The following is a 24761-nucleotide window of genomic DNA, read 5'->3' as shown; positions in this document are numbered from 1 at the left end:
CGGAGGAAGCGCGGTGTAGTCGCTCTACATAAGCGACCGACAACGCAGCATGGTCAAAAAATGGCCCCGGCCCTGCGGGTTGGGCCTGTAAAGCCGCCACTCGGCGTCGCTCGTCGCTTACGTGGAATCACCACAAAAACGCCGGAGCGTTTTTGCGCGTCAGCCCCGAAGGGGGGAAGCGCAGGGATGCGCTGAACACCCTACGCTTCTCGCTCCTTGATTGACGGCTTTACAGGCAGCAACAGGCGGATGAATGAAACGTCAACAGACCCTAATGCGGGGCAACCAGGTTTACCAGCGGTAGCTGACGCTGCCGATCAACGAGCGGCCTTCGCCGCGATAGCAGTAGCCGCCGTCGCAAACGATGTAGCGCTCATCGCTGAGGTTGCGGGCGTTGACGCCCAGACGCATGCCGCTGGCAAGGTCATAGTAGGCGCCCACATCTACCAGGGTGTAGTCCTCGTTCTTTTCGGTATTGGCGGCGTTGGCGTAGGTGCTGCCGGTGTAACGGCTGCCGCCGGACAGTGCCAAACCACGCAGTGGACCGGCGTCGACGCGGTAGTTGAGCCACAGACTCGCAAGGTGGCGGGGATTCAGCGTCGGAGTCTTGCCCTTGTCGCCGTCGTTGCTTTCGGTCACTTCTGCGTCGTTGTAGGTGTAGCTGGCCAGCAGGCGCAGGTTGCGGGTCAGGTCCGAGACCGCCTCCAGTTCAAGGCCGCGCGAAGTCTCCTCGCCTTTCTGGACGCTGGAGGTGCCGCTCGGGTCGCTGGTGTCGCGGGTCAGGCTGTTGGACTGCACCAGCTGGTACACCGAGGCGGTCAGCAGGGTATTGCTGCCGGGCGGCTGATACTTGATGCCCAGCTCCAGCTGCTCACCTTCGGTTGGCTTGAAGTCGTTGCCAAAGCGGTCGCTGCCGGTTTGTGGCAGGAATGACTGGGCGTAGCTGATGTAGGGCGCAAAGCCCGAGTCGAACAGATAGAGCGCGCCCAGCTGACCGGTGGTCTGGTCATCGTGGTTTTTGGTCTTTAAGCCGTTCAGGTTGTTGGTCTTCTCGGTATTCACCCAGTCCTGGCGCAGGCCAGCAGAGAGCCGCCAGTTGCCTAGCTCGATCTGATCCTGCAGGTAAGCGCCGCTGCGGTGTGAGGTGCCGCTCTGGTCTACCAGCACGTTGCTGGGTTTGGCGATAGGCTGATTGTGGTCAGGGTTGTTGATGTCGATGCTGGGGGCGGTGCCCATCGCATAGATGACATCAAAGTCCAGCCAGGCGTAATCCAGGCCGGTCAGCAGCGTGTGCTCCAGCGCTCCGGTGGCAAAGCGCGAGAGTAGACGGGTGTCGGTGGTGACCGAGTCCATCTTCTCGTATACGCCCCAGGCGGTGCGGTTGAGCACACTGCTGCTGCCGGCGGCAAGGCTTGAGCTGGTGTATTGGTTGACGGTGTCTACATTGCCATAGCGCAGGTTGTGCTGCAGCGTGAAGGTATCATTGAAGCGGTGCTCGAATTCGTAGCCGAGCTGATGCTGCTGTTGATCAAGCTTGTCGAAATCCTCATCGCCGGGCCAGAAATCCGTCAGCTCGGTGCCGGCTTGATAGGACCGGGGGGCGCCAGCGGTTTCGCGGTCCTGGTATTGGGCAAGCAGAGTCAGATCGGTCTGATCGCTGATGCGCCAGGTCAGCGATGGTGCGATGAGCCCGATGTTGTTGGGCACCTGATCGATATCGGTGTCAGCTTCTCGCGCTACGCCGACCAGACGATAGAGCACGCGACCGTCGTCGGTCAGTTTGCCACCAATATCGAACTGGCCCTGGATATGATCATGATTGCCGTACTGCAGCTCGACCTGCTCAATGGCGTCTTCACTGGGGCGCTTGCTGACCCGGTTAATCATGCCGCCAGGGCTGATCTGGCCGTAAAGCACGGAGGCCGGGCCCTTCAGTACCTCAATGCGCTCAAGGCTGAAGGGTTCGCTGTTGAAATAGGACAGCCAGCCGGTATTGGGCTGGCGCAGCCCGTCAAGGTAGTCAGCGTTGGTTGCGGCGGAGTAACCGCGGATGTTGATCTGATCAAAACGTGGGTCCAGGCCGGCGGCGCCGACTCGCACGCCGGCAGTGTAGGCAACCGCGTCCTCGACACTGGTCACCTTGCGGTCGGCGATCTGCTCAGCGGTGACCACGCTGATGCTTTGTGCGGTCTCCAGAATGGGCGTATCGGTTTTGGTGGCGCCTCGGCTGATCGCCGCGCGGTAACCGCTGACCGGGGCAACGCCCGTGTGCTGCAACGCCTGACCCTCTACTGTCAGTGGGGCAAGCTGGTAGCTGGCGTCGTCGGGTGCGGCCAGAATTACGTAACCCGCGCTCCCGTGACGGGCGATAAGCCCGGTGCCGGCCAAAAGCGCGTTGAGTGCTGCCTCAACGCTGACGGCGCCGTCCAGGCCGGGGCTGCGCAGCCCTTGTACCAGATCTGGGGCGTACGACAAGGTAATGCCGCTGCGTTGGGCAAAGGTGCTTAAGCTACTGGCCAGGGTGCCGGCTGGAATCTGCAGGCTTTGCAACTGCGCACTGGCAAGGGGGGCGGCATGCAACGGCAGGGCACTGGCGGCGGCAATCGCCAAACAGAGTGCTGAGGCGCTGAGGGTGAGGCGGTGGTGGGTGCTGGCGCGGGACATGTACGGCTCCATCGTGGTGTTGTTAGCCTCTAAACCGAACGAGACGCAAAACCCCGACAAAAAACTCTGATTTTTTTGCAAATACTACTTTTCAGGCAGGCACTACTTTTTTAGGCAGGTACTACGCGCAGCCACCAGCGTGTGCGGCTGACCAGTTGCACTGGCAGAATGCGCGGCAAGTCCGCGAGCAGGGTATCGGGCTCGGCCAGTTGAAAGACGCCGGACAGGCGCAGGTTGGCGACGCTGGGGTCGCAACCCAGTGCGCCGCTGCGATAGCGCCCCAGCTCAGCGATAAAACGCCCCAGACTCAGGTTGTCGGCTACCAGCATGCCCTGGCTCCAGGCCAATGGATCCAGCGCCGGGCTGGCGGCGGCAATGCCGGATTGGCTCAGGCGCAGTGTTTCGCCCGCCTGTGCCTGGTAGCGTTGGCCGGCGGCCTGTAGCAGCAATGCACCCTGGGCCACGCTAACCTGACTGTAACCCTGGTGCTCGCGCACGCTGAAGCGGGCTTGCGCTGCGTCGCAACGGCCCCAGGCGCAGCGTAACTGCAGTTGGAAGGGAGGCTCCGATCCCAGGCTGTCGATCATCACCTCGCCCTCACGCAGGGTTAGCTGCAAAGGTTGCCCGACATGGGTGATGTCCAGCCCGGAGCGGGTGTTGAGCTGCACCTGCACGCCACCCGGCAGTGTCTGTTGCTGCTGTTCTCCGGTGGCGGTGTGCAGGTCCGGGCCGGTAACTTGTTGTTGGGCCAGCCAGCCGGCCGGGGCGCCAACCGCCAGGGCCAGCCCGAGTAACTTGAGCGCGCGGCGGCGCTCCAGATCGGTATCGGCCCGCTCCAGCAGACGCAGGCTGAGATCGTGGTCAGGTAAGCGTCCGGCGATGTCGCCCAGTTCTTCACGCAAATGGCGCAAACGCTGCCAGGCCAGCTCGTGATCGGGGTGTGCGGCCCGCCAGTGGTCAATCTTCGCCCGCAAACGCGGACGCTGATCGCTGGACGCAAGCTGCAATTGCCAGGCGATCGCGCAGCGTACGGTGGCCTCTGGCAGATGACGGGCTTCGGCGCTGGACATGTTCAGGCGGTTCCGTAGCGCAGGTGGTAGCAGTGGAGCAGGGCGGTAGCCACGTGGCGCTCAACGGTGCGGCTGGATACGCCCATACGCTCGGCAACCTGCGCATGGGTCAGGCCGCCTAACTGATGCAGCATAAATGCCTGGCGTACCGGGCTGCGCAGACCGTCCAGCAGACGGGCGATCTGCTCGAGCGTCTGCAGTGTTTCCTGCTGCTCTTCAGGAGAAGGGGCGTAGGCCTCGGGCAACTGTGCCACCGCCTCAAGCCAGGCGCGCTCCAGTGCGCTGCGGCGCCAATGATCAACCAGCAGGCCGCGGGCAATGGTCGACAGCAGCGAGCGCGGTGTAGTACCGGTTACCGGTTCACGCCGCATCAACACTCTGACGAAGGTATCCTGCGCCAGATCGGCGGCCTGCTGGGGACAGCCCAGGCGGTGACGCAACCAGGTGCGCAGCCAGCCGTGATGATGGTTGTAGAGGCTTTCAACACTGTGGGTAGGTGAGGTTTCGGACATGGGCGTGGCGACAGGTCAATGGGACAGCAGGCGCCAACATTAGTTGAGAATCATTCACATTACAACCGTCTTGGCTGCGCTCATGTCACGCCAATGCTGCTGCAATCGCCGCCTGGGAGTGAATCCGGGTGGTATCGAACAGCCTGATCGAGGTGTCCTTTTGCTGGACCAGCAGGCCAATTTCTGTGCAGCCGAGAATAATGCCGTCGGCACCCTGATCGGCGAGGGTGTCGATAATCTGCAAAAAACGCTGGCGTGAGCTATCGCGTAGCTCACCCAGGCACAATTCGTCGAAAATGATGCGATGGATAGCCTGCCGCTCGCTGGCACTGGGGGTAACCACCTCGATACCCTTGGCGGCCAGTCGCTCGCGGTAGAACGGCTGTTCCATGGTGAAGGCGGTGCCCAGTAACCCGGCGCGCTGGATGCCCTCGGCCCTGAGCGCCGCTGCGGTGGCATCGGCAACATGCAGCAGGGGAATGTTGATTGCCGCTTCAATGGCTGGCGCCACCTTGTGCATGGTGTTGGTGCCAATCAGCAGTAATTCGGCGCCAGCCTGTTGCAGGCGCAGCGCCTCGGCTGCCAGCAGCTCGCCAGCTTGGTCCCATTCGTCGCGCTGTTGTAGTTCGGCTATCTCGGCAAAGTCCACACTGCAGACCAGCATGCGAGCAGAGTGCAGTCCGCCGAGCGTTTCCTTTACGCCCTGGTTGATCAGAGCGTAGTAGCTTTGGGTTGACTCCCAGCTCATGCCGCCGAGCAGGCCAATGGTTTTCATACAGGCTCCAGATACTGTGATTGGCAGTCAGTCTAGCTGCCGATGCGGTGTCTGGAGCAGTACAGCTGGGCGCGATGTCAGCGCGACGCGTTGCTCTGGTGCTGTTATCGCGCTTGCACGGTTGCCAAATTGATACCTTTCAGCCATGAATTTGCGACGCGGCGTCACTATTTGACGCCGCCGGCTGGTAAAGGCAGACCTGATTTCGACCGCTGTGCTTGGCCTGATATAGCGCCTTGTCAGCCCGGTTCAGGGCGTCTTGCAGACTGTCTCCGGGGGTAATTGCAGTCACGCCGAGGCTGATGGTCAACTGCAATGGTTGATTCGTACCAGCACCAATGCGCACGCTTTCAACGGCGTGCCGCATGCGCTCGGCGCATTGCATGGCCTGGTGCGGGTCGGCGTTGGGCAGCAGAACAACAAACTCTTCACCGCCGAAGCGCGCAATCAGGTCGCGGCTGCGGCAGCAGTCTTTTAGCCGTTGGGCAATGGTCACCAGTACCTTGTCGCCGACGCCGTGGCCCCAGGTGTCGTTGACTTGCTTGAAGTGGTCGATGTCGGCGACCAGTGCCGTAACGGGCTCACCTTGTTGCTGGCACTGCTCCAGCAGGTAGTCGGCAGCGGCGGCAAAGTAGCGACGGTTATGCAGGCGCGTCAGCGGGTCTGTGGAGGCTTGCTGTTTCAGCTCATCCTGTGACGCGCGGATGCCTTCAAGAATCTTGATGCGGTGGGAGATGATAAAGGCCAGCATCAGGGCTTCGAGCATGATGCCGATGCCCACACCGTGGCTGGCGATGTAGTTCGGCTCGATCAGTCCCTTGTAGAAAGTCACTGCCAGGGTATTGAACAGCACAAAGAGGCTGTGGCCGATCAGAAAATAGCCTGCCAGCGGATTGCCCTTGCGCAGCAGTGAAATGCTGACCGAGATGGTGACGATCATCATGAGCAACGCCATGCTGCTGGCCGGCTTGAGCGCGGCGGAGATGTCGAAGAACCCCCATACCAGCATGCCGCACAATGGCAACAAGACTGCCTGCAGCGCCCGGTGCTCCAGCGGGTAGTGCTTGCGGGTTTCAAAAATTGCCATCATGAAGAGCATCAGAAAGATCGGCATGGTGATCAGGCTGATGTTGAGCATGAACACGTCCTGGCCGTAGACATCGAACAGGCTGGCAACCAGCCCGTAGGACAGGGCGATCCACACCAGCCCGGATACCAGATAACAGGAGTAGTAGATGTTCTCGATCTTGCTGGTCGCGAAGTAGAGCAGCAGGTTGTAGAACACCAATGCCAGCATCATGCCGACCAGCAGGGCAATGTCGTTGGCGACGCCCACCAGGGCGCGGCGCGAGTGGTCCTGATCATAAATCTGCAGGGCAAACCACTGGTGTGAGTAGACAAAACTGCGAACGTACAGCGTGGTGGTCGTGTCGGCGGGCAGCAGCAGGGGATACACGGCTGCGCCGCGGAACATCAGATTGCTGTCGTCCACGCGCTCCAGGTCCAGGTCTTCCTGGCTCACCAGCTTGCCGTCGCGTTCGGTATAAAACTGCACGGATTTGACGTGGTAGGCGTGGGGCAGGTGCACGTTCAGCGCCAGCTCCTCGCCCGACTGGTTATCCAGTTCGACGCGGTACCAGGCGACGCGTGCATTGGTGCCCAGGCTGGCGTTGTTGCTGGTTTCGCTGTAGGGCTGCTGGCGTGCCTGCGCGTAGTCGAGGTTACGACTGTCGTCGACGTAGTAGCCAATGCGAAAGTCGGTCAGGTTGACCTTGGGGGAGTTGATAACAACCCCGGTTTGAGCCTGCGCCGAAACAGCGAACAGACAAAGCAGCAGGGCTGCCAGCAGATAGTGATACCGCAACATCTGAGTTCATCCGTGGTGACTTCGGGCCTTGATCGATTGCGCCCTCCTGCCAGCATGTTACTCAAACTGTCGGCGGCAGGTCACGCTTTTGCCGGGCGATGGCGCCTTTGTGACTGTGTACGTCGCTCAAGAATCGACTATCTGCGGCGGGCTGATCGGCTCGCCCCGGGGAGTGAAAAATGGGTGGGGGCGACCAAGGCCGCGCAGCTTCCAACTGGCCATTTTGCCCAACAAACGCAGCAGGTAACCGCGTGACGGCGCGGCGTTGAGCAGCGACGAGGGTATCTGGGCGGTGGCCCCGCCGAGGTTTACCCGTGCGCAAATCGGCCCGGTTTTGAGCTCTGCCTGGTTGTCGCTGACAAAGCTGCTGATCAGGCCGATAAGGGGCACAGAGGGCTTGAGGCTATTGCCGATCGGTGTCTTGCAGCAGTCGGCATACCACCGATACAACCCTTTCTCACTCAGGCGCAGGCAGCGAATGTGCTCATGTCCCTGATGAATCTGCAGGCGGGCCGGCGGCAGCTGGAAAATATCGGTACCACCCCAGCTGTCGAGGGTTTGCTCAGCCGCATCCAGCCAGTGGGCAAAGCGCTGACAGTCACGGCAGTAGCACACTACCCGTGTGGCTGCGGCCGGTGTGACCTTGATGGCGCGGCCATTGACCTGGCCACAGCGGCATTGCAGAGCGAGGTTGTCCATAGGGGCGTCCTTGTCGCAGATCATCGGTGTTGCCGCAGATAGGCCGCGGCCTGATCGCTTGGCAGGGGGCGGCTGAACAGGTAGCCCTGGAACAGATCACAGCCCAGCTCTGCCAGAATAGCGCGTTGTGCTTCGGTTTCCACTCCCTCGGCGACAACGTGCAAGCCCAGCTTGTGCGCGAGGGCGATAAGGCCCGCGCAGAGGTCCGCGTCGCGTTGGTCTTCGGCAATGCGCTCGACGAAACTGCGGTCGAGCTTGATGGTTTGCACCGGCAGGCGCTTGAGGTAGGCCATGGAAGAATAGCCAGTGCCAAAGTCGTCGATCGACAGTTCCACCCCAAGCGCGTTCAACTGCTGGAGGTGGGCACTGGCCAGCGCCGGATCGTGCATCATCATGGATTCGGTCACTTCCATGTGCAGGTCGCCCCGTGCGATCTGATGGTCGCTAAGCAACTGACTGACCCGCTGAATCAGTCCCGGACTGGATAGCTGTGCCGGTGACAGGTTGACGGCAATCGGCACACTGATGCCCTCGGCAGACCACTGGCTCATCTGCCGGCACGCCTGTTCGACTACCCAATCGCCAATTGGCACGATCAGCCCCAATTGCTCAGCCAGCGGAATGAACTGATCCGGCGGCACCAGTCCGTATCCGGTGCGGTTCCAGCGTATCAGTGCCTCCAGGCCAACGGTGCGGCCGCTGTCGGCGGCAATTTTGGGCTGGTAGTACAACTCAAACTGGTTAGCCTCGAGTGCGCAGCGCAAGTCTCTTTCCAGGTCCAGACGACGACTGACCGCCTCGCCCAAGGAGGCGGAATAGAAACAGCATTGATCACGCCCTTGGTCTTTGGCGTGGTACATCGCTGACTCGGCGTTGGCCAGCAGCAGCTGTGGGCTTTTGCCATCATGTGGGTACAGGCTGATGCCCAGGCTGGTGGTCAGCTGAAAGGGCTGGTTGTCCAGTACATAGGGCTCAGCCAGGCGCAGTCGAACGCGCTCGGCCAGCGAGGCGGCTTCTTCGGCGCTGGTCACGCGCGACAGCACTATGGCAAACGCATTACTGCCGACGCGCGCCGGTTGGCCCTTGAGCCAGCTTGCTCCCTCCAGACGCTGTGCGACCTGACGCAGCACCTCGTCGCCAGCCTGACGTCCAAGCGTATTGTTGAGGAATTTGAACTGGTCCAGATCGAGCATTAGTACCGCCGGCGCCCGGCTGCGTTGCGCCGCGTCAGCCAGCTGGCGCTCCAGCATTTCTTCCAGTGCGAGGCGGTTGCGCAGGCCGGTGAGCGGATCTGTGGTGCGCTTCAATTCAAGGTCACGGCGCAGTGTCAGCAGCTCGGTAATCTCTGACGAGAAACCGATCAGCGCGCCAGGGTAGCCCGGCAGCGCGATGGGGATCTTGATTGACCAGAAATGCCGTGCAATACCGGTGGTGTCGTGCAGTACCTCTTCGCGCGCCTGGCGCTGGTTGTTATCCAGCACCTCACGGTCCAGAGCAACCAGCTGGCGCGCAATCTCCGGTGTGTGCACATCGTGATCCGTACGGCCGATAATGTCGCCGGGGACAGTGCCGTACAGCTCGATTACTTTCTTATTGGCGTACAGGTAGGTGCCATCGTTGTCCTTGACGTAGATGTAGGCATCGACGTTGGACAGGATGGTATTCATCAACTGGTTATGGCGTATGGCGTTGGGGGTGTTGAGCTTGTCGGCGGTGAGTGGTGAAGAAATCCCGCTGAGCCCGACGATACGGCCGTCAGTGCTGCGAATAGGTACCTTGATGCTCCAGAACAGGCGACGTTGCTGCTCGTGGCGCAGCACGACTTCTTCTTCCTGATGGATCTCGCTGCCCAACGTCAGAACGTCAAGATCGTTCTGCAGTAGTGTTTGGGAGTGCTCCATGTTAAAGAAGTGGCTGTCATCCAGCCCAAGCACTTGCGACAGGTCTCGCTGATAGAGTTCGCAGACCGCCTTGTTGACGTACAGATAGCGGCCCTGGGCATCCTTAACGTAGACGTAAGCGCCGATTGAGTCGAACAGGGCGCGCAGGTTGTTGCTGGTGCTCTGGTATTGAGTATCCGTGTTTTCCCGACCCATCGGGGTGCCTCGTGTTTTGCCAGCTTCGCCGCAGGTGCAGTTCGCTGCGCGGGCGCTTTTTCACTAGTGATACCACAGCTTGGCTGATGACGTCAGCCATGGCAACCAGACTGATGGGCAAGGCAAGACGCAAGAAAGAGGTCAGCGGGGGTGTGGGCGCGCAGGGCGCGCCCAGGGGGGCTCAGGCCAGTTGGGCCCAGAGATCGTACTCGTCGGCGTCAGTGACGACCACGTTGACCAGGTCGCCAGGCTGCAGCGCTTCATCGGTATCCAGATAGACGTTGCCATCGATCTCGGGGGCATCTGCTACCGAGCGGCCGATCGGGCCTTCTTCGTCGACTTCATCAATGATGACCTGGATGGTCTTGCCGATCTTCTGCTGCAGGCGCGCCGTGGAAATGGCCTGCTGGTGGGCCATGAAACGCTCCCAGCGCGCCTGTTGAACGTCTTCCGGAATCGGCTCAAGACCCAGGTCATTGGCGGGAGCGCCCTCAACCGGTGAGTACTTGAAGCAACCAACGCGGTCGAGCTGGGCTTCGGTCAGCCAGTCCAGCAGGTATTGGAAGTCTTCCTCGGTTTCACCCGGGAAGCCAACGATAAAGGTCGAGCGGATGGTCAGCTCGGGGCAGATTTCGCGCCATTTCTTGATGCGCGCCAGGGTTTTGTCTTCAAAGGCCGGGCGCTTCATGGCCTTCAGTACTTTGGGACTGGCGTGCTGGAAGGGGATGTCCAGGTACGGCAGGATCTTGCCCTCAGCCATCAGCGGGATCAACTCATCCACGTGCGGGTAGGGGTAGACATAGTGCAGGCGTACCCAGATACCCAGTTCGCTCAGCGCCTCACACATCTCGGTCATGCGTGACTTCACTGGGCGACCGTTCCAGAAGCCGGTGCGGTACTTGATATCCACACCGTAGGCGCTGGTGTCCTGGGAGATGACCAACACCTCTTTCACGCCCGCCTTGGCCAGACGTTCGGCCTCGCTCAGCACATCACCGACAGGGCGGCTGACCAGTTTGCCGCGCATCGACGGAATGATGCAGAAGCTGCAGCTGTGGTTGCAGCCCTCGGAAATCTTCAGATAGGCATAGTGGCGCGGCGTCAGTTTGACGCCCTGTGGCGGCACCAGATCAATCAGCGGGTTGTGATCCTGCTTGGGCGGAACGACCTCGTGAACCGCGCTGACAACCTGCTCGTACTGCTGTGGCCCGGTGACGGCGAGCACGCTGGGGTGCACGTCGCGAATCGCGTTTTCTTCCACGCCCATGCAGCCGGTAACGATCACGCGCCCGTTCTCGGCGATAGCTTCGCCAATGGCGTCAAGTGATTCGGCCTTGGCGGTGTCGATAAAGCCGCAGGTATTGACTACGACTACATCGGCATCCTGGTAGGTGGGCACCACCTGATAGCCTTCGGTGCGCAGCTGCGTCAGGATGCGTTCGGAATCGACAAGTGCTTTTGGGCACCCAAGGGATACGAATCCCACCTTGGGGGCGTTGGACGGGGCGGACATCAGGAACCTCACGGGAGAGCGGTGGCATGTACTGCCATTCTTTGAAGCCGCGTATTTTATCCGTCAGCAGGGTGGCCTGTCAGCTCCGTGACATGCATCACTGACCGCAACCGACGGATTGCACGTTCAGCCGTTGCATCTGCTCGCACACCCCCATACAATGAGAATTATTCGCATTTGCCGAAAGGGAAGCACCATGACGGTGGGAGATCAGGCGCGGGAGGTGTGCGGGGCGTTTTACTGGGCATCATCGCTGGCGGTTGGGCTGGGCCGGGCTGCCTGGACGACGCAGCGGGCCTCGCACAGATTGCCGAGCAACTCGGCGTCAGCGTGTGCACCATCAAACGTGACATGGCGGAGGCCTATGAGCAATGCATACTGCTGACCCCCTGACATTTGGCCAGTCGCGCGAACAGCTTGATCGCGCGGCAATTCGCGAGGCGGCCCAGTGGTTGGTGCGCCTGAACGAGTCGGCGCATGACCCGCAACTGGTTGCCGAGTTAGCCCTGTGGCGGGTGCGTAGCAAGCAGCACGAGCTGGCTTGGTGTCGCGCCCAGCAGGTCAACGACAAGTTTGGCCTGGTACCGCGGCAGCGGGTTATGTCTGTGCTGACCGAACGCAGCGAACTATCCCGTCGCCGTGCCATCAGGTCTTTGGTGCTGTTGATGACCGTTTTCCCGACCGGTGTTGCCGGCTATCAAGTGTTGCCCTGGCGCGAATGGCAGGCCGACTACAGAACCCGCACCGGGCAGCAGCGCGCCCTGACCCTGAACGACGGCAGCGAGCTGACGCTCAATACCGATACCGCGTTGGACGTGCAGTTTGACCGGCACCAGCGCCTGATTCGCCTGCACCGTGGCGAGCTGCTGATAGACAGCGGCGCCGACCCGTTGCAGACGCCGGACAGCCAGCGCCCTTTGCGGGTACTGACACGCCATGGCGGCGTGCGGGCGTTGGGTACCCGATTTGTGGTGCGGCAGCAACGCGAGTACACGCTGGTGCAGGTGTTCGACGGCGTGGTGGAGATTGAGCCGCGCAGCGGCGGTCGGCGGCCGCAGATCCAGGCTGGTCAGCAGTTGCGCTTTGGCAGCCGCAGCGCTGGCCTGCCGCAGCCGGTCGATCCGCACGGCGCAGATTGGGCAGCGGGCCTGCTGGTCGCTGACAGGCTGCCATTGGGGCGATTCCTGGCGGAGCTTGGCCGCTATCGTCCCGGTTTGCTGCGGTGTGATGAAAGCATAGCCAGCCTGCCGGTCAGCGGTGCTTTCCAGCTGAGCAATACCGATCAGGTGCTCGCGAGCCTGCCTTGCAGCTTGCCGGTCAAGGTGGTTTACCGCACGCGCTACTGGGTGTCGATCAGCGTTGATCCGCTTCGTTCGCCAGGCGGGTATCAGCATGCAATTTGATGCCGCCCAGGTAGCCAGGCCGCGCGTTCCTGCACTGCAGGGCGGGACCGCATCCAATAAGGCTTTGCGCTGTTATGGGCGGGCGGCTACAACTGGTAGTGTCGGGCTGGTTGCCCCAGTCGTAAAAAAGGCCGCGTTTGCGGCCTTCTTGTTTGATTAGCGTTCAATGATTTCCTTGACCTCATCCTGCGGAATCTGACGATCGCGATCGGTAGCATCCTCGTACTCCATCATGCCGGTTTCTTCATCAATTTCCGGCTTGTCCTCAGCTTCCATGATCTGGCCGTCGGTGGTGCGTACCAGATAATCGTTGCCGCAGGCGGTAAGGGCAAACAGGCCGAGAAGGGCGATAGAGGTCAGTTTCAACTGCTTCATGTGACTACTCCTTGCACATAGTTGTGTTTACCAAATACACAGTTTGTGACAGAAGTATGACGCCAAAGGTTCGCTGGTCGGAGGTCGAGTGTGACGCTGGTCACACTCGGCAGGTCGCTTATGCCCGCGTGCCAGAGCCGTTAAGACGGGTCTTGATGAACTGCAGACAGGCCTCGGGCTGGGTGATCGGCAGCATGTGACCGCCGTCGATCAGTGTCAGCTCGGCGTTGTCCAGACGAGCCGCCAACTGCTCGCCCTGTTCCTGCGGGTTGAGGATGCGGTCCTCTCGGCCGTAGAGAATGCCGATGGGCAGTTGCAGGTCCTCGTAGCGCTGCTGCATCTGCGGCAGCACTGTTTCCACCGCCGCCAGGTCCCGCGAGGCGGCAATAAAGTGACTTGGGCGCAGCCCCAGCAGGCCGCCACCACGCAGTGGGAAGTCCGCCGGGGCCTGCTCTGGGCCAAATACCACCCCCAGCACCTGCTCACGCTTGCGAATGGACAGAGGGATCGCCAGCGTCCAGCCAACCAGCTTGCGTAGCCAGCTTTGGCGAATCGCCAACGCGGCGAAGGCGTCGGACACCTGTGAGGGCATATGGGTGAGCGGCGCGATCAGGGCAAGGCCCCGTACTTTGTCCGGGTGACGCAGAGCAGTGGCCAGCGACACGGCTCCGCCCAGCGAGTGACCAACCAACAGGGGTTTGCCCAGCTGCAGCGCATCGATGACGCCGGCTACGACGTCAGCCTGCACCGTAAGTGATGCGGAGGCGGCATCTGGACGTACCGAATAGCCACTGCCCGGGCGGTCGATGGCGACTACCCGGTGGGTCTTGGCCAGTTCGTTGATCAGGCCGTAACCGAAGTTCTGAATAACGCCGGTCAGGCCGTGTATGAGCAGCAGGGTGTCGGGCCCGGAGCCCTGTTCCACGTAGTGGATTCGGTTGCCCATGATGGTGACAAAGCGCCCCTCGGGCGGCATTGCCAGCTCAACCCGTTTGGCGACAAAGAGCGTGTAGAGAAACAGCCCCAACAGGGCCAGAGCAAGCACCACCAGTACGGCGGTAATCAGATAGTTCACGGTTGTGTCCTTTGGCGTGAGTGTGGCGCGGGGGGCGTCTTGTCGTTAGTCATCGTTGCGGGTCAAACCCGGCAGCAAGCGCCAATAGTTGACGGGCATCAGCCGCTCCAGCCAGCCCAGTATGCGTGCATCGTTGCCAACAATCACCCGCGCCTTGTCTCGCTCAATACCCTTGAGGATGATTTGTGCGGCGCGTGGCGGAGGCATGCGCAGCAGACGTTTGGCGCGCGCCAGCTTGCGCTGCTTGTCTGCCTCGCTGGCGCCGTCCGGAGAGCGTGCACTGGTGGCGATGGCGGTGGCTACGCCGCCAGGGTGCACCACCGTGACGCCTACGCCGGTATTCATCAACTCCAGGCGCAGGGCATTGGAGAAACCACGCACGGCAAACTTGCTGGCGCAGTAAGCCGTCTGGCCGGCCGGAGTGATCAGCCCGAACAGGCTGGAGACATTCACGATACGCGCTTGGGGCCGCTGTTTCAGTGCGGGCAAAAACGCTCGGCACAGGGTGACAACCGCATCAAAGTTGATTGCCATCAGCCAGTCGAAATTCTCCACGCTGACCTGGTCGAAGGTGCCGCCCAGGGCAACCCCTGCGTTATTGATCAACAGGTCGACCTGGCCATGCTCGGCCAGCACGGCGTCGGGCAAGGCTGCGACGGCGGCGCGGTCGGCGACGTCCAGCGGGTGCTCGCTGACCCGCACACCCAGAGCGCGCGCCTGCGCGGCGGTTTCAGCCAGGGCAACTGGATTCAGGTCGGCCAGCGCCAGATGGCAGCCGCTACGGGCCAAGGCGTCAGCCAGGGCGCGGCCAATACCGCTGCCCGCGCCGGTCAGCACGGCTACACAGTTTTTGGTTTGCATGCGTGAATTATCCTTGTTATTGAAATTGCATGACGCCGTCGTCGATACGACCGTATTGGATGATGAGCTTGTCTTTCAGATAATTCTGATGAACCTGCCAGGGCGCGCGGTCTCCCTGCTTGGGCAGCACGCTGGCACCGCGCTGCACGTACCCGGAGCTGAAATCAAGGAAGGGTTGTTCCTGTACCGAGGCGTCGCGGCGTACTACCGCGATGCGGAAGTCGTTGCGATCCATATAGCGCAGCAGGCGACAGGTGTAGTTGGCGGTCAGCTCTGCCTTCAGTGTCCATGAGGCGTTGGTGTAGCCAAAGGTCACCAGCATGTTGGGCACGTCGCTGAGCATCATGCCCTTGTAGGACATGCGTTCGCCAAAGGCCATGGGCTGCCCGTCTACGGACACGCTGACGTCGCCCATCGCGTTCAGCTTCAGTCCGGTCGCGGTGACAATAATGTCTGCGGGCAACTCCTCGCCGCTGCTCAGGCGAATGCCGTTTTCAGTGAAGCTGTCGATGGTGTCGGTAACAACGCTGGCCTGCCCGGCGCGTACGGCATGGAAAAGATCACCATCGGGCACGGCGCACAGACGCTGGTCCCAGGGCTTGTAGCTGGGCGTAAAGTGCTTCATGTCTACGTTGTTGCCGATCTGCGTCTGGACCATGTGCAACACGCGCTCCTTGAACTGCTCCGGACGGTTTCGCGCCATTCGATAGAAAAAGGAGGTCAGCAACACGTTTTTCCAGCGGGTCAGCCCGTGGGCGGCCGGCAGCGGCAGCCACTTCTGCAGTGAATGGGCCAGGCCGTCGCGCAATGGTCTGGCCACCACATAGCTGGGCGAGCGCTGCAACATGGTCACGTGCGCCGCCTGCTCGGTCATGGCTGGTACCAGGGTCACGGCGGTTGCGCCGCTACCGATCACCACCACGCGCTTGCCGCGGTAATCCAGGTCTTCTGGCCAGAATTGCGGGTGGACGATCTGGCCGCCAAAGCTCTCCTCATTGGGGAAGCGCGGGCGGTAGCCCTCGTCATAGCTGTAATAACCCGAGCAGGACAGCAGAAAGCGCGCTTCGTAGGTTTCTTCAACCTCTTTGCCATCGGCGTCAGTGGCTACTGCCTGCACTGTCCAGCGTGCCTTGTCACTGGACCAGCTGGCGGAGACCACCTTGCGTTGGAAGCGAATGTTATGAACCGCGCCGGACTCCTCGGCCATCTCTTCGATGTACTTCTTGATATCCGGTCCGTCGGCGATGGCCTTGGCGTTGGCCCAGGGTTTGAAGCTGTAGCTGAGGGTATACATGTCCGAGTCGGAGCGGATGCCGGGGTAGCGGAACAGGTCCCAAGTGCCGCCGATGGCCTGGCGGCGTTCGAGAATCAGGTAGCGCTTGTCCGGGCACTGGCTGCTGAGCTGGTGTGCTGCGCCAATTCCTGAGAGGCCGGCACCGATGATCAGTACATCGAGCGGGACGGGTTCAAATGCTTGTTGTTGTTTTTGCATGGTGCTTCCCTCGTGTGGGTACTGGTGACAATCTAGATTGTCATATACCCTTTGGCAATTCCTATTGTCCGAATTCATTGCATGAATACAGCTCCCTCAGTCAAACGGCGTTATCGCGGTTCATCTACCGAAGAACGCCGCGCCTTGCGCCGCCAGCAGCTTATCGATGCGGCAACGCGCATCTATGGTGAAAATGGTTACCGGCATTCCGGCGTTAAACAGGTCTGCGACGCTGCCGGCTTGACGCAGCGCTATTTCTACGAGTCGTTCAGTCACAGCGATGAGCTGCTGATTGCCTGCTACGAACAGGCCGCGCGCAAGGTGCGTGAGGTCAATATGGCCGCCGCCGAGGCAGCAGGTAGCGACATGCTGGCACGCAGTCGGGCCATGTTGCATGCCTATTTCAAGTACCTGCGGGATAACCCGCGCGAGGCTCGCTTGCTGTTTGTCGACATTCGCGGCATCAGCCCGGCAGTCGACGAGGCAATCGATCAGGCGCTCAAGGCCAGCAGTGAAGATATGACACGCGCGCTGGCGCAGCCTGGAGAGCATTTTGATGAAATGCTGCAGGCCGGCATTCTCGGCGGGGTGGTTCATATTGCGTTGTACTGGATGGCCAGCGGCTACGCCCAGTCGGTCGAGCAGGTAACCGATACCGCGCTCAAACTGGGTGCGTCACTGCTGAACTGAATGCGTGCGAGACAGAGTGCGCGCAGCGGAAACCAGAGGCATAAAGGCATAAAAAAACCCCGCACCAGGCGGGGTTTTTCTTACGCGTCAGCTATCAGAGCTGCTCGACCGGGATGGACGCAGCGGCTTTCTGGTAGGACTCGATTTCGTTGAAGTTCATGTAGCGATAGACATCGCTGGCCATGCTGTCCAGATCGGCAGCGTAGCCCATGTACTCTTCAACGCTCGGCAGGCGGCCCAAGATGGACGCAACCGATGCCAGCTCGGCGGATGCCAGGAACACGTCAGCGCCATCACCCAGACGGTTCGGGAAGTTCCGCGTGGAGGTGGAGACAACGGTGGACTTGGCAGCAACACGTGCCTGGTTACCCATGCACAGCGAGCAGCCCGGCATTTCCATGCGCGCGCCAGCTTTGCCGTAGATGCCGTAGTAGCCTTCTTCGGTCAGCTGGTACTGATCCATCTTGGTCGGCGGAGCCAGCCACAGACGAGTCGGGATGGAGCCCTTGTTCTTCTCCAGCAGCTTACCGGCCGCGCGGAAGTGACCGATGTTGGTCATGCAGGAGCCGATGAAGACTTCGTCGATCTTCTCGCCCTGTACGGTGGACAGCAGACGGGCATCGTCCGGATCGTTCGGGGCGCACAGTACCGGCTCCTTGACGTCGGCCAGATCGATCTCGATCACGGCGGCGTATTCGGCGTCGGCGTCGGCCTGCATCAGGCTCGGGTTGGCCAGCCACTCTTCCATCGCCTTGGCGCGGCGCTCTAGGGTGCGCGGGTCCTGATAGCCGTTGGCAATCATCCAGCGCAGCAGGACGATGTTGGACTTCAGGTACTCGGCAACAGAGTCTTCGCTCAGCTTGATGGTACAGCCGGCGGCGGAGCGCTCGGCAGAGGCATCGGACAGCTCGAAGGCTTGCTCTGCGGTCAGGTTCTCCAGGCCTTCGATTTCGAGAATACGGCCGGAGAAGATGTTCTTCTTGCCTTTCTTCTCGACAGTCAGCAGGCCTTGCTGAATGGCGTAGTAGGGGATGGCATGTACCAGGTCACGCAGGGTGATACCGGGTTGCATCTTGCCTTTGAAGCGAACCAGAACGGATTCCGGCATGTCCAGCGGCATAACGCCGGTGGCCGCTGCGAAGGCAACCAGGCCAGAACCGGCCGGGAAGGAGATGCCCATCGGGAAACGGGTGTGCGAGTCACCACCGGTACCAACGGTATCAGGCAGCAGCATACGGTTCAGCCAGCTGTGGATGATGCCGTCACCCGGACGCAGCGCAACACCACCACGGTTGTGGATGAAGTCGGGCAGGGTGTGGTGAGTGGTTACGTCGATCGGCTTCGGATAGGCCGCAGTGTGGCAGAAGGACTGCATCACCAGGTCAGCGGAGAAGCCCAGGCACGCCAGGTCTTTCAGCTCGTCGCGGGTCATCGGGCCAGTGGTGTCCTGGGAGCCCACGGTGGTCATCTTCGGCTCACAGTAGGTGCCGGGGCGGATGCCTTCAACGCCACAGGCTTTACCAACCATCTTCTGGGCCAGGGTGTAACCCTTGCCAGTGTCGGCCGGTTGCTCGGGCTTGCGGAACAGGTCGGAAGCGCCCAGACCCAGCTCAGCGCGAGCCTTCTCGGTCAGGCCACGGCCGATGATCAGCGGGATACGGCCGCCAGCGCGCACTTCGTCCAGCAGCACTTGAGTCTTCAGCTCAAAGGTGGTGATGACGTCGTCAGTGCCGTGCTTGCAGACTTTGCCTTCGTAGGGGTAAACGTCGATGACGTCGCCCATGTTCAGGTCGGTGCAGTCGAATTCGATCGGCAGCGCGCCAGCGTCTTCCATGGTGTTGTAGAAGATAGGTGCGATCTTGGTGCCGAAGCAGAAGCCACCGCCGCGCTTGTTCGGAACGTAAGGAATGTCGTCACCGAAGAACCACAGTACGGAGTTGGTGGCAGACTTACGGGACGAGCCAGTACCTACAACGTCACCCACATAAGCAACCGGGAAGCCCTTGCTGTTTACTTCTTCAATCTGCTTGAGCGGGCCAACGGCACCCGGCTCAACCGGCTCGATGCCGTCGCGGGCCATTTTCAGCATGGCCAGGGCGTGCAGCGGGATGTCGGGGCGCGACCAGGCGTCAGGCGCCGGGGACAGGTCGTCGGTGTTGGTTTCGCCAGGGACTTTGAAGACGGTCAGGCTCAGTTTTTCAGCTACAGCAGGCTTCTTGACGAACCACTCGCCATCAGCCCAGGACTGCATGACAGCCTTGGCATTGGCATTACCAGCCTTGGCTTTTTCAGCTACGTCGTGGAAGGCATCGAACATCAGCAGGGTGTGCTTCAGTTCATTGGCGGAGGTTTCAGCCAGCTCTGCATCATCCAGCAGCTCAACCAGCGTGGCGATGTTGTAGCCGCCCTGCATGGTGCCCAGCAGCTCGACAGCACGCTTCTTGTTCAGCAGCGGGGAGGTTGCTTCGCCCTTGGCGATGGCGGAGAGGAAGCCGGCCTTGACGTAGGCAGCCTCGTCTACCCCCGGGGGGACGCGGTTGGTCAGCAGATCAAGCAGAAACTCTTCTTCACCCGCCGGCGGGTTTTTCAGCAGGTCTACCAGACCAGCGGTTTGTTCGGCGTTCAGCGGCTGGGGCACGACGCCCTGAGCGGCGCGCTCTTCAACGTGTTTGCGATAGGCTTCAAGCACAGTTATTACCCTCATCAGTCTGTCCCGCTTGTGGCGGAACGGTAATCCTCTCGGACTCCGGGAAGCACTGAATAATCATCTTGGATAAGGGAGCTATTCAGTGCTTCCCTGGCGTGCCGGCAATAAGACTGTGTGCAAGCGCTGACCCGTTCTGGTGGGGGGCAACCTGGGTAACTGGGTTGGCAGATACGTAACGGGTTGCGGGCGAACGCCTGAAGCACAGCCCTAACGGCGGGCTGATTCTACAGGATGCCGAGGGCAAAGTTAAGCTGTATCCCCGGTGAGGCAGATGTGCCTTGGTCGTCTTGGGATCGGGCGGCGACTGGTCTATCATGCTGCATTTGTCGTCGAGCACTGCCGCATGTCCTCCGATTCAGACCCCTACACCAGTAAAACGCCCTGCATCGGGTTGTGCTCCACAGTCTTTGGTGACCTTGTCTGTCGCGGCTGCAAACGTTTCAGTCATGAAATTATTGACTGGAATCGTTATGGGCCCAGCCAGCGTGCGGCGGTGTGGAAGCGCCTGGAACAGCTGCTTGAGCAATTGCTCTGGAGCCGCTTTGAGCTGGTGTCGGTCTGGGCGCTTGAAGAACAGCTTAAGCGCTTGAAGGTGCCCACCGACCCTCGCATGCCTGTGTGCATCAAGGTCTGGCGCCTGTTGCCGCGCCTGGCCGAGGGTGGCCTTGAAGATGCCGGTCTGCGGCTGCAACCCCTTTGGCACGGCTCAAGCCTGAAGCAGGTCCGGGACAACCTGGATCAGGCCTTCTTTGAGTTATCCAAAGCCTATTACGACCGCCGGGTGCCCTGAGATAGGGCCTCCCGGCGGCGCGTCAGCTATTTTTCCAGTAGCGCCTCCAGGTGCGTGAGCGTGTCCTCCGGTTTGAGCACCAGGATGTCGCTGTCAACCTGATCCAGCACAACCTCGGCGGTGTTGCCGATCAGCGCCCCGGCGATACCCTTGCGGCCCACTGTGCCAATAATGGTCACGCTGGCTCCGATGCGGTTGGCAATCTGCGGAACCAGGGTGTCTGCTGGGCCCTCGTCGATATGCAGGTGCTGGGCATCAATGTCGTACAGTTTGGCGTACGGCTCCGCCCGGGTGCGGTACTCGGCGGCGATGCTCTCCTTGAGCTGAAACGCGGGGTCGGCTGCTGACAGCATGGGGGCCGGGTGGGCGGTGACCAGGTGCAGGTCGCCATCAATCATTTCAACGATATCGGCGGCGTGGCTGACGATGGTGTCGTGCAGTACGTGATGCTGGTCATCGTGGTTGCCGACATCCACTGCCGCCAGCACTGACCCTTTGATCCAGCTGGCGCTGTTTTTCACCATCAGCACCGGGGCAGGGCAGTAGCGCAGCAGCTTCCAGTCATCCGGCGTCAGCAGCGCCTTGCGCAGCGGGTTGTCCGGGCGGTGCTGCTTAACCACCAGGTCACACCCTTCGCGGGCCACGGCGCGGCAGATGGTATCGGTTGCGTTGTGGTGCCAGTCCTGGGTCACGCTGCAGCGGATGCCCTTGGCGTCTTGCTCAACCCGCAGGCGTGCCAGCAGATCACTGTAGTCTTCGCGGTTTTCACAAACCAGCAGGTGCAGCTCGCATTCGATAAAGCCCGCGATGAGGCTGGCGCGGTTCAGCGCAACCTGCTCCTCCTGGCTGGGATCGATAACAACTAGAATGCGTTTCACGGCTTGCATGGCTTTCTCCCTGTTGTGCAGAAGGCAATCTTGCCCGTTCACTTCAATGTAGTTGCTTTTTATCCGGTTTGTGTTGATTCAGGTCTATTCGAGCTGTGGATGCAGGGCTCAAAAGGTATACTCTTGCCCGTTGTTGTAACCACCAGTGAAAAGACCCGATGCTGCCCGACGAACTCCTTGCCTTTTTGCCTTGTCGCACGCCTGATGCCTGGATCGAACAGGCTCTGGCCCATCCGCAAGAGCTGCTGATAGATCACGCCAATTGCGAAAAAAAAGCGGCATCAACTGCGCTGATGCTGATGTTTCGCTATGTCGACAAGCCTGACCTGCTGCAGAAGATGTCTCGCCTTGCGCGCGAGGAGTTGCGCCACTTTGAGCAGGTCACCGCGATCATGCAAAAGCGCGGGATTCGCTATCGCGGTCTGTCCGCCAGCCAATACGCTCAGCGCCTGCGTGAGCATGTACGCACCAGCGAGCCGGGGCGGCTGGTTGATACGCTGATTGTGGGTGCCTTTATCGAGGCGCGCTCTTGCGAGCGCTTTGCCAAACTGGCACCGCACCTCGATGCCGAGCTGGGTGATTTCTACCGGTCTTTGCTGAAGTCCGAGGCGCGGCATTATCAGGACTATCTGCGCCTGGCGACTGCCTACGCGGACGGTCCGATTGATCAGCATATTGCCCGTTTTGCCGAGGCCGAACAGCAGGCTATTCTGGCTGACGACACGGAGTTTCGCTTCCACAGTGGCGTGGCCGCCTGAACCGAACGCGCGTTCTGCAGTCCGCTTTAGTTATGGGACTACTACCAGGGATTGATCATGCCTCCATTCGTCATTGCTCGCTCGTTCTGTCAGCCGTTGCTGCTCTGTACTTTGGGCCTGGCGGCGCTTTTTGCCGCCGCCAGTGCGCAGGCTGAACCGGCCAGCTGCGAACGTGTGGTGGTCACCGGCAACCCGGGCTACCCGCCGCTTATTTGGGCGCCAGAGGGTGGTGAGCAGCCGCTGACCGGGGTGACCATTGAAATGCTGGGCAACGCCCTGCAGAACTCGGGGGTCACCGTCGAGGTGCTGGACCTCGGCTCCCGTGCCAAGGCGCTGGAGGCGGTGGAGGCCGGACAGGTAGATATCATGGCTGGCGTGTTTTTGACCCGTGAATTGCTTGGTACGCTGGATTTCGTTTACCCAGCGGTAGTTGATGTGCCGAGTGTGTTCTTTGTGCGCCGTGGTGCAGCTTTTCCTTATACCGGCTGGCAGGATTTGCAGGGTAAGCGTGGCGCCGCGCAGCAAGGTAGCCGCTTCGGCTTGTCCTTTGACACCTATGCGGCTGACCAGCTGCAACTGCAGCGCGAAAGCTCTGGTGAAACCGCCTTGCGCAAGCTGTTGGCGGGTGAGCTGGACTATGTGGTGCTGGAACGCTACCAGGGGTTGGCACTGGCCCAGCAAATGGGCGTAGACGGTCAGCTCGATACCCTGGAAGGCTCGTTTATCAATGCGCCGCTGTATCTGGCCATCTCACATAATTCGGTCTGCAACACCCCTGAGCTGCGCTCGGCCCTGGCGCTGGGGATGCTTGAGCAGCAGCGGCGCAATGAGGGTACTCGACTGCTCGACAAGTACCGCGGCATCTGGGCTGCACCGTTTCGCCCGGTTGGTGAGCGCGGCGCAGACGCGCCCTTGGCGGAGTAATCTGCTGCCAGACACAGGGCACACTGCTAATCTGTACTGGTCAACTGTACTGTATCTGTGATTGTGCCGATGCAGTGAGGGCAGGTACTCTCACGCTCTAGGCTCCAGGAGGTACGCCATGACCAGTCTGCTTTATCAGCGCATCGCCCAGCAATTGGCTGAAGACATCCAGAACGGCGTATACCGGCCGGGCGAGCGTGTACCCTCGGTGCGCAAGTTGAGCACTCAGAAGGGTGTCAGCCACGCTACCGTGTTGCAGGCCTACGCGACACTGGAGGATCAGGGGCTCATCCATGCGCGCCCGCAGTCTGGTTACTACGTCCATCAAACCCCTGCACTGACTGCGCCTAAGCCGCAGATAGCCAAGGTTGAAGCGCCGTGCGCTGTCACCCGCAGCAGTATCATCAGCGAGATTCTCTCCCAGGCCCGCCGCGAGGGGATTATTCCCCTGGGTGCTGCGGTGCCGGCCAGTGAGTACCTGCCCTTGCGCGCGTTGCATCAGCAGATGAGCAAAATGACGCGCTTTCATAGCCACAAGGCGTTCAGCTACACCTTTAGCCCCGGCTTTGAACCCTTGCGTCGCCAGGTGGCGATCCGAATGCGCGACGCCGGTGCCGCGGTTGACCCGGCCAACGTGGTGATAACCAATGGATGCGTTGAGGCGTTGCAGTTGGCGTTGCGCGCAGTAACCCGTCCCGGCGATCTGATTGCCACCGAGTCGCCCAGCTACTACGGCACGGTACAGTTGTGCCAGTTGCTTGATTTGCAGGTGATAGAGATTCCCACCGACCCGGATACCGGCCTCAGCCTTGAGGCGTTGCAGCGCGCTCTGGACAAGTGGCCGATCAAGGCGCTGGTGCTGACCGCTCGTGCCGGCAACCCGATGGGGGCGACCATGCCGGAGGCGCGGCAGCGCAAGTTGGTCAGCATGATGGCCCAGCGCAAGCTGACGATCATTGAAGACGATATCTATGGCGAGCTGATGTTTGATCAGGGGCAGTCGCGGGCGCTCAAGGCCTTTGATTGCTCGGATACGGTGATTTACTGCTCAAGCTTCTCCAAGACTATTTCGCCTGGCGTGCGCACCGGCTGGTTGATTACCCGGCGCTACCAGGAGGCTATCGAGCAGTTGCAGACCTTCACCACCCTGTCAGCCTGCAGTGTGAGTCAGATGGCCGTGGCTGCGTATCTGGAAAACGGCGGCTACGACCGGCACCTGCGGCATATTCGGCAGGAATACTGCAAAAACCTCAGCCAGTTTCAGTTGGCCGTGCAGCAGTACTTTCCTGAAGGCACCCAGATTTCCCGGCCGCGGGGCGGATACATTTTGTGGATCAGCCTGCCAGGCGGCGTAGACACGCTGACGTTGTTTAACCGCGCGTTGCTACACAACATCAGCATTGCGCCGGGTATCGTGTTCAGCAACTCGGATCAGTTCAACCACTGCCTGCGTCTGAACTGTGGTATTCCATGGAATCGTGCTACCGAACAGGCGGTGATGACGCTGGGGGTGCTGGCCCGCCAGCTGGTTGCAGAATGCGCGCTTGAGCCAGATGGTCTGAAAGTGGAGTTTGCTTCTGGTTCAGCTGGTTAGCAGTCAAGG

The 24761-nt window shown here is 60.8% G+C and carries 21 protein-coding genes; 7 read left to right on the top strand and 14 right to left on the bottom strand.

Annotation, left to right across the window (positions count from 1 at the left end; translation table 11 throughout):
• Positions 1-291 precede the first annotated feature (291 nt).
• The 8 genes from HV822_RS00425 to rimO all read right to left on the bottom strand — a co-directional run bounded on the left by HV822_RS00425 (position 292) and on the right by rimO (position 11196).
• Positions 292-2664, bottom strand: a complete 2373-nt coding sequence (locus HV822_RS00425; protein ID WP_238871720.1) for a TonB-dependent siderophore receptor — start codon at positions 2662-2664, stop codon at positions 292-294.
• A 110-nt stretch (positions 2665-2774) separates the two neighbouring features.
• Positions 2775-3734 carry a FecR domain-containing protein gene (locus tag HV822_RS00420; RefSeq protein ID WP_238871719.1) on the bottom strand — a complete coding sequence of 320 codons (960 nt, stop codon included), beginning with the start codon at positions 3732-3734 and terminating at the stop codon, positions 2775-2777.
• A gap of 2 nt (positions 3735-3736) precedes the next feature.
• Positions 3737-4246: a sigma-70 family RNA polymerase sigma factor gene (locus HV822_RS00415; protein ID WP_238871718.1), complete on the bottom strand. Its 510-nt coding sequence runs from the start codon at positions 4244-4246 to the stop codon at positions 3737-3739.
• Between the two features lie 85 nt (positions 4247-4331).
• Positions 4332-5021 carry an aspartate/glutamate racemase family protein gene (locus tag HV822_RS00410; RefSeq protein WP_238871717.1) on the bottom strand — a complete coding sequence of 230 codons (690 nt, stop codon included), beginning with the start codon at positions 5019-5021 and terminating at the stop codon, positions 4332-4334.
• Between the two features lie 139 nt (positions 5022-5160).
• Positions 5161-6888, bottom strand: coding sequence for a sensor domain-containing diguanylate cyclase (locus HV822_RS00405; RefSeq protein WP_238871716.1), 1728 nt, complete (start codon positions 6886-6888; stop codon positions 5161-5163).
• A gap of 126 nt (positions 6889-7014) precedes the next feature.
• On the bottom strand, positions 7015-7587 hold the full coding sequence (locus HV822_RS00400) for a DUF6151 family protein (protein WP_238871715.1): 573 nt from the start codon (positions 7585-7587) through the stop codon (positions 7015-7017).
• A 20-nt stretch (positions 7588-7607) separates the two neighbouring features.
• The gene (locus tag HV822_RS00395; RefSeq protein ID WP_238871714.1) at positions 7608-9683 is read right to left on the bottom strand and encodes a sensor domain-containing protein; all 2076 of its coding nucleotides are present in this window, start codon (positions 9681-9683) and stop codon (positions 7608-7610) included.
• A gap of 181 nt (positions 9684-9864) precedes the next feature.
• Positions 9865-11196 carry a 30S ribosomal protein S12 methylthiotransferase RimO gene (rimO, locus tag HV822_RS00390; protein ID WP_238871713.1) on the bottom strand — a complete coding sequence of 444 codons (1332 nt, stop codon included), beginning with the start codon at positions 11194-11196 and terminating at the stop codon, positions 9865-9867.
• Positions 11197-11421: 225 nt separating this feature from the next.
• Between rimO and HV822_RS00385 the strand changes: the two genes are divergently transcribed.
• Both HV822_RS00385 and HV822_RS00380 read left to right on the top strand, forming a co-directional pair.
• Positions 11422-11589 (top strand): hypothetical protein, encoded by a 168-nt coding sequence (locus HV822_RS00385; protein WP_238871712.1) that lies wholly within the window; start codon positions 11422-11424, stop codon positions 11587-11589.
• Positions 11568-12599, top strand: coding sequence for a FecR domain-containing protein (locus HV822_RS00380; protein ID WP_238871711.1), 1032 nt, complete (start codon positions 11568-11570; stop codon positions 12597-12599). The genes HV822_RS00385 and HV822_RS00380 overlap by 22 nt, the downstream gene beginning before the upstream one ends.
• A gap of 156 nt (positions 12600-12755) precedes the next feature.
• On the opposite strand, the gene HV822_RS00375 is transcribed toward HV822_RS00380, so the two are convergent.
• The 4 genes from HV822_RS00375 to HV822_RS00360 form a co-directional block, all read right to left on the bottom strand.
• Positions 12756-12974, bottom strand: coding sequence for a YgdI/YgdR family lipoprotein (locus HV822_RS00375; protein ID WP_238871710.1), 219 nt, complete (start codon positions 12972-12974; stop codon positions 12756-12758).
• Between the two features lie 118 nt (positions 12975-13092).
• The gene (locus tag HV822_RS00370) at positions 13093-14049 is read right to left on the bottom strand and encodes an alpha/beta fold hydrolase (protein WP_238871709.1); all 957 of its coding nucleotides are present in this window, start codon (positions 14047-14049) and stop codon (positions 13093-13095) included.
• A gap of 45 nt (positions 14050-14094) precedes the next feature.
• Positions 14095-14910, bottom strand: coding sequence for an SDR family NAD(P)-dependent oxidoreductase (locus HV822_RS00365; protein ID WP_238871708.1), 816 nt, complete (start codon positions 14908-14910; stop codon positions 14095-14097).
• 16 nt (positions 14911-14926) lie between these two features.
• Positions 14927-16402, bottom strand: a complete 1476-nt coding sequence (locus HV822_RS00360) for a flavin-containing monooxygenase (RefSeq protein WP_238871707.1) — start codon at positions 16400-16402, stop codon at positions 14927-14929.
• Between the two features lie 81 nt (positions 16403-16483).
• On the opposite strand from HV822_RS00360, the gene HV822_RS00355 reads away from it, so the two are divergent.
• The gene (locus HV822_RS00355; RefSeq protein WP_238871706.1) at positions 16484-17092 is read left to right on the top strand and encodes a TetR/AcrR family transcriptional regulator; all 609 of its coding nucleotides are present in this window, start codon (positions 16484-16486) and stop codon (positions 17090-17092) included.
• A gap of 94 nt (positions 17093-17186) precedes the next feature.
• Here the strand turns inward: HV822_RS00355 and acnB are convergent, their stop codons facing one another.
• Positions 17187-19781, bottom strand: a complete 2595-nt coding sequence (gene acnB, locus HV822_RS00350; RefSeq protein WP_238873657.1) for a bifunctional aconitate hydratase 2/2-methylisocitrate dehydratase — start codon at positions 19779-19781, stop codon at positions 17187-17189.
• Positions 19782-20142: 361 nt separating this feature from the next.
• Here acnB and HV822_RS00345 point away from each other — a divergent pair, with 361 nt between their 5' ends.
• On the top strand, positions 20143-20589 hold the full coding sequence (locus tag HV822_RS00345; protein ID WP_238871705.1) for a DUF1289 domain-containing protein: 447 nt from the start codon (positions 20143-20145) through the stop codon (positions 20587-20589).
• A gap of 26 nt (positions 20590-20615) precedes the next feature.
• On the opposite strand, the gene HV822_RS00340 is transcribed toward HV822_RS00345, so the two are convergent.
• Positions 20616-21476, bottom strand: coding sequence for a universal stress protein (locus HV822_RS00340; protein ID WP_238871704.1), 861 nt, complete (start codon positions 21474-21476; stop codon positions 20616-20618).
• Between the two features lie 158 nt (positions 21477-21634).
• On the opposite strand from HV822_RS00340, the gene miaE reads away from it, so the two are divergent.
• The 3 genes from miaE (at position 21635) to HV822_RS00325 (ending at position 24752) form a co-directional block, all read left to right on the top strand.
• Positions 21635-22234 carry a tRNA-(ms[2]io[6]A)-hydroxylase gene (miaE, locus tag HV822_RS00335; protein WP_238871703.1) on the top strand — a complete coding sequence of 200 codons (600 nt, stop codon included), beginning with the start codon at positions 21635-21637 and terminating at the stop codon, positions 22232-22234.
• Positions 22235-22291: 57 nt separating this feature from the next.
• A complete protein-coding gene (locus tag HV822_RS00330; protein ID WP_238871702.1) occupies positions 22292-23158 on the top strand; it encodes a substrate-binding periplasmic protein in 867 nt (288 codons plus the stop codon).
• Between the two features lie 118 nt (positions 23159-23276).
• Positions 23277-24752: an aminotransferase-like domain-containing protein gene (locus HV822_RS00325; protein ID WP_238871701.1), complete on the top strand. Its 1476-nt coding sequence runs from the start codon at positions 23277-23279 to the stop codon at positions 24750-24752.
• Positions 24753-24761: the final 9 nt, after the last annotated feature.

The sequence above is a fragment of the Halopseudomonas maritima genome (assembly GCF_021545785.1).
Classification (GTDB): Bacteria; Pseudomonadota; Gammaproteobacteria; order Pseudomonadales; family Pseudomonadaceae; genus Halopseudomonas; species Halopseudomonas maritima.
This window is presented reverse-complemented; position numbering and strand designations above follow the sequence as displayed.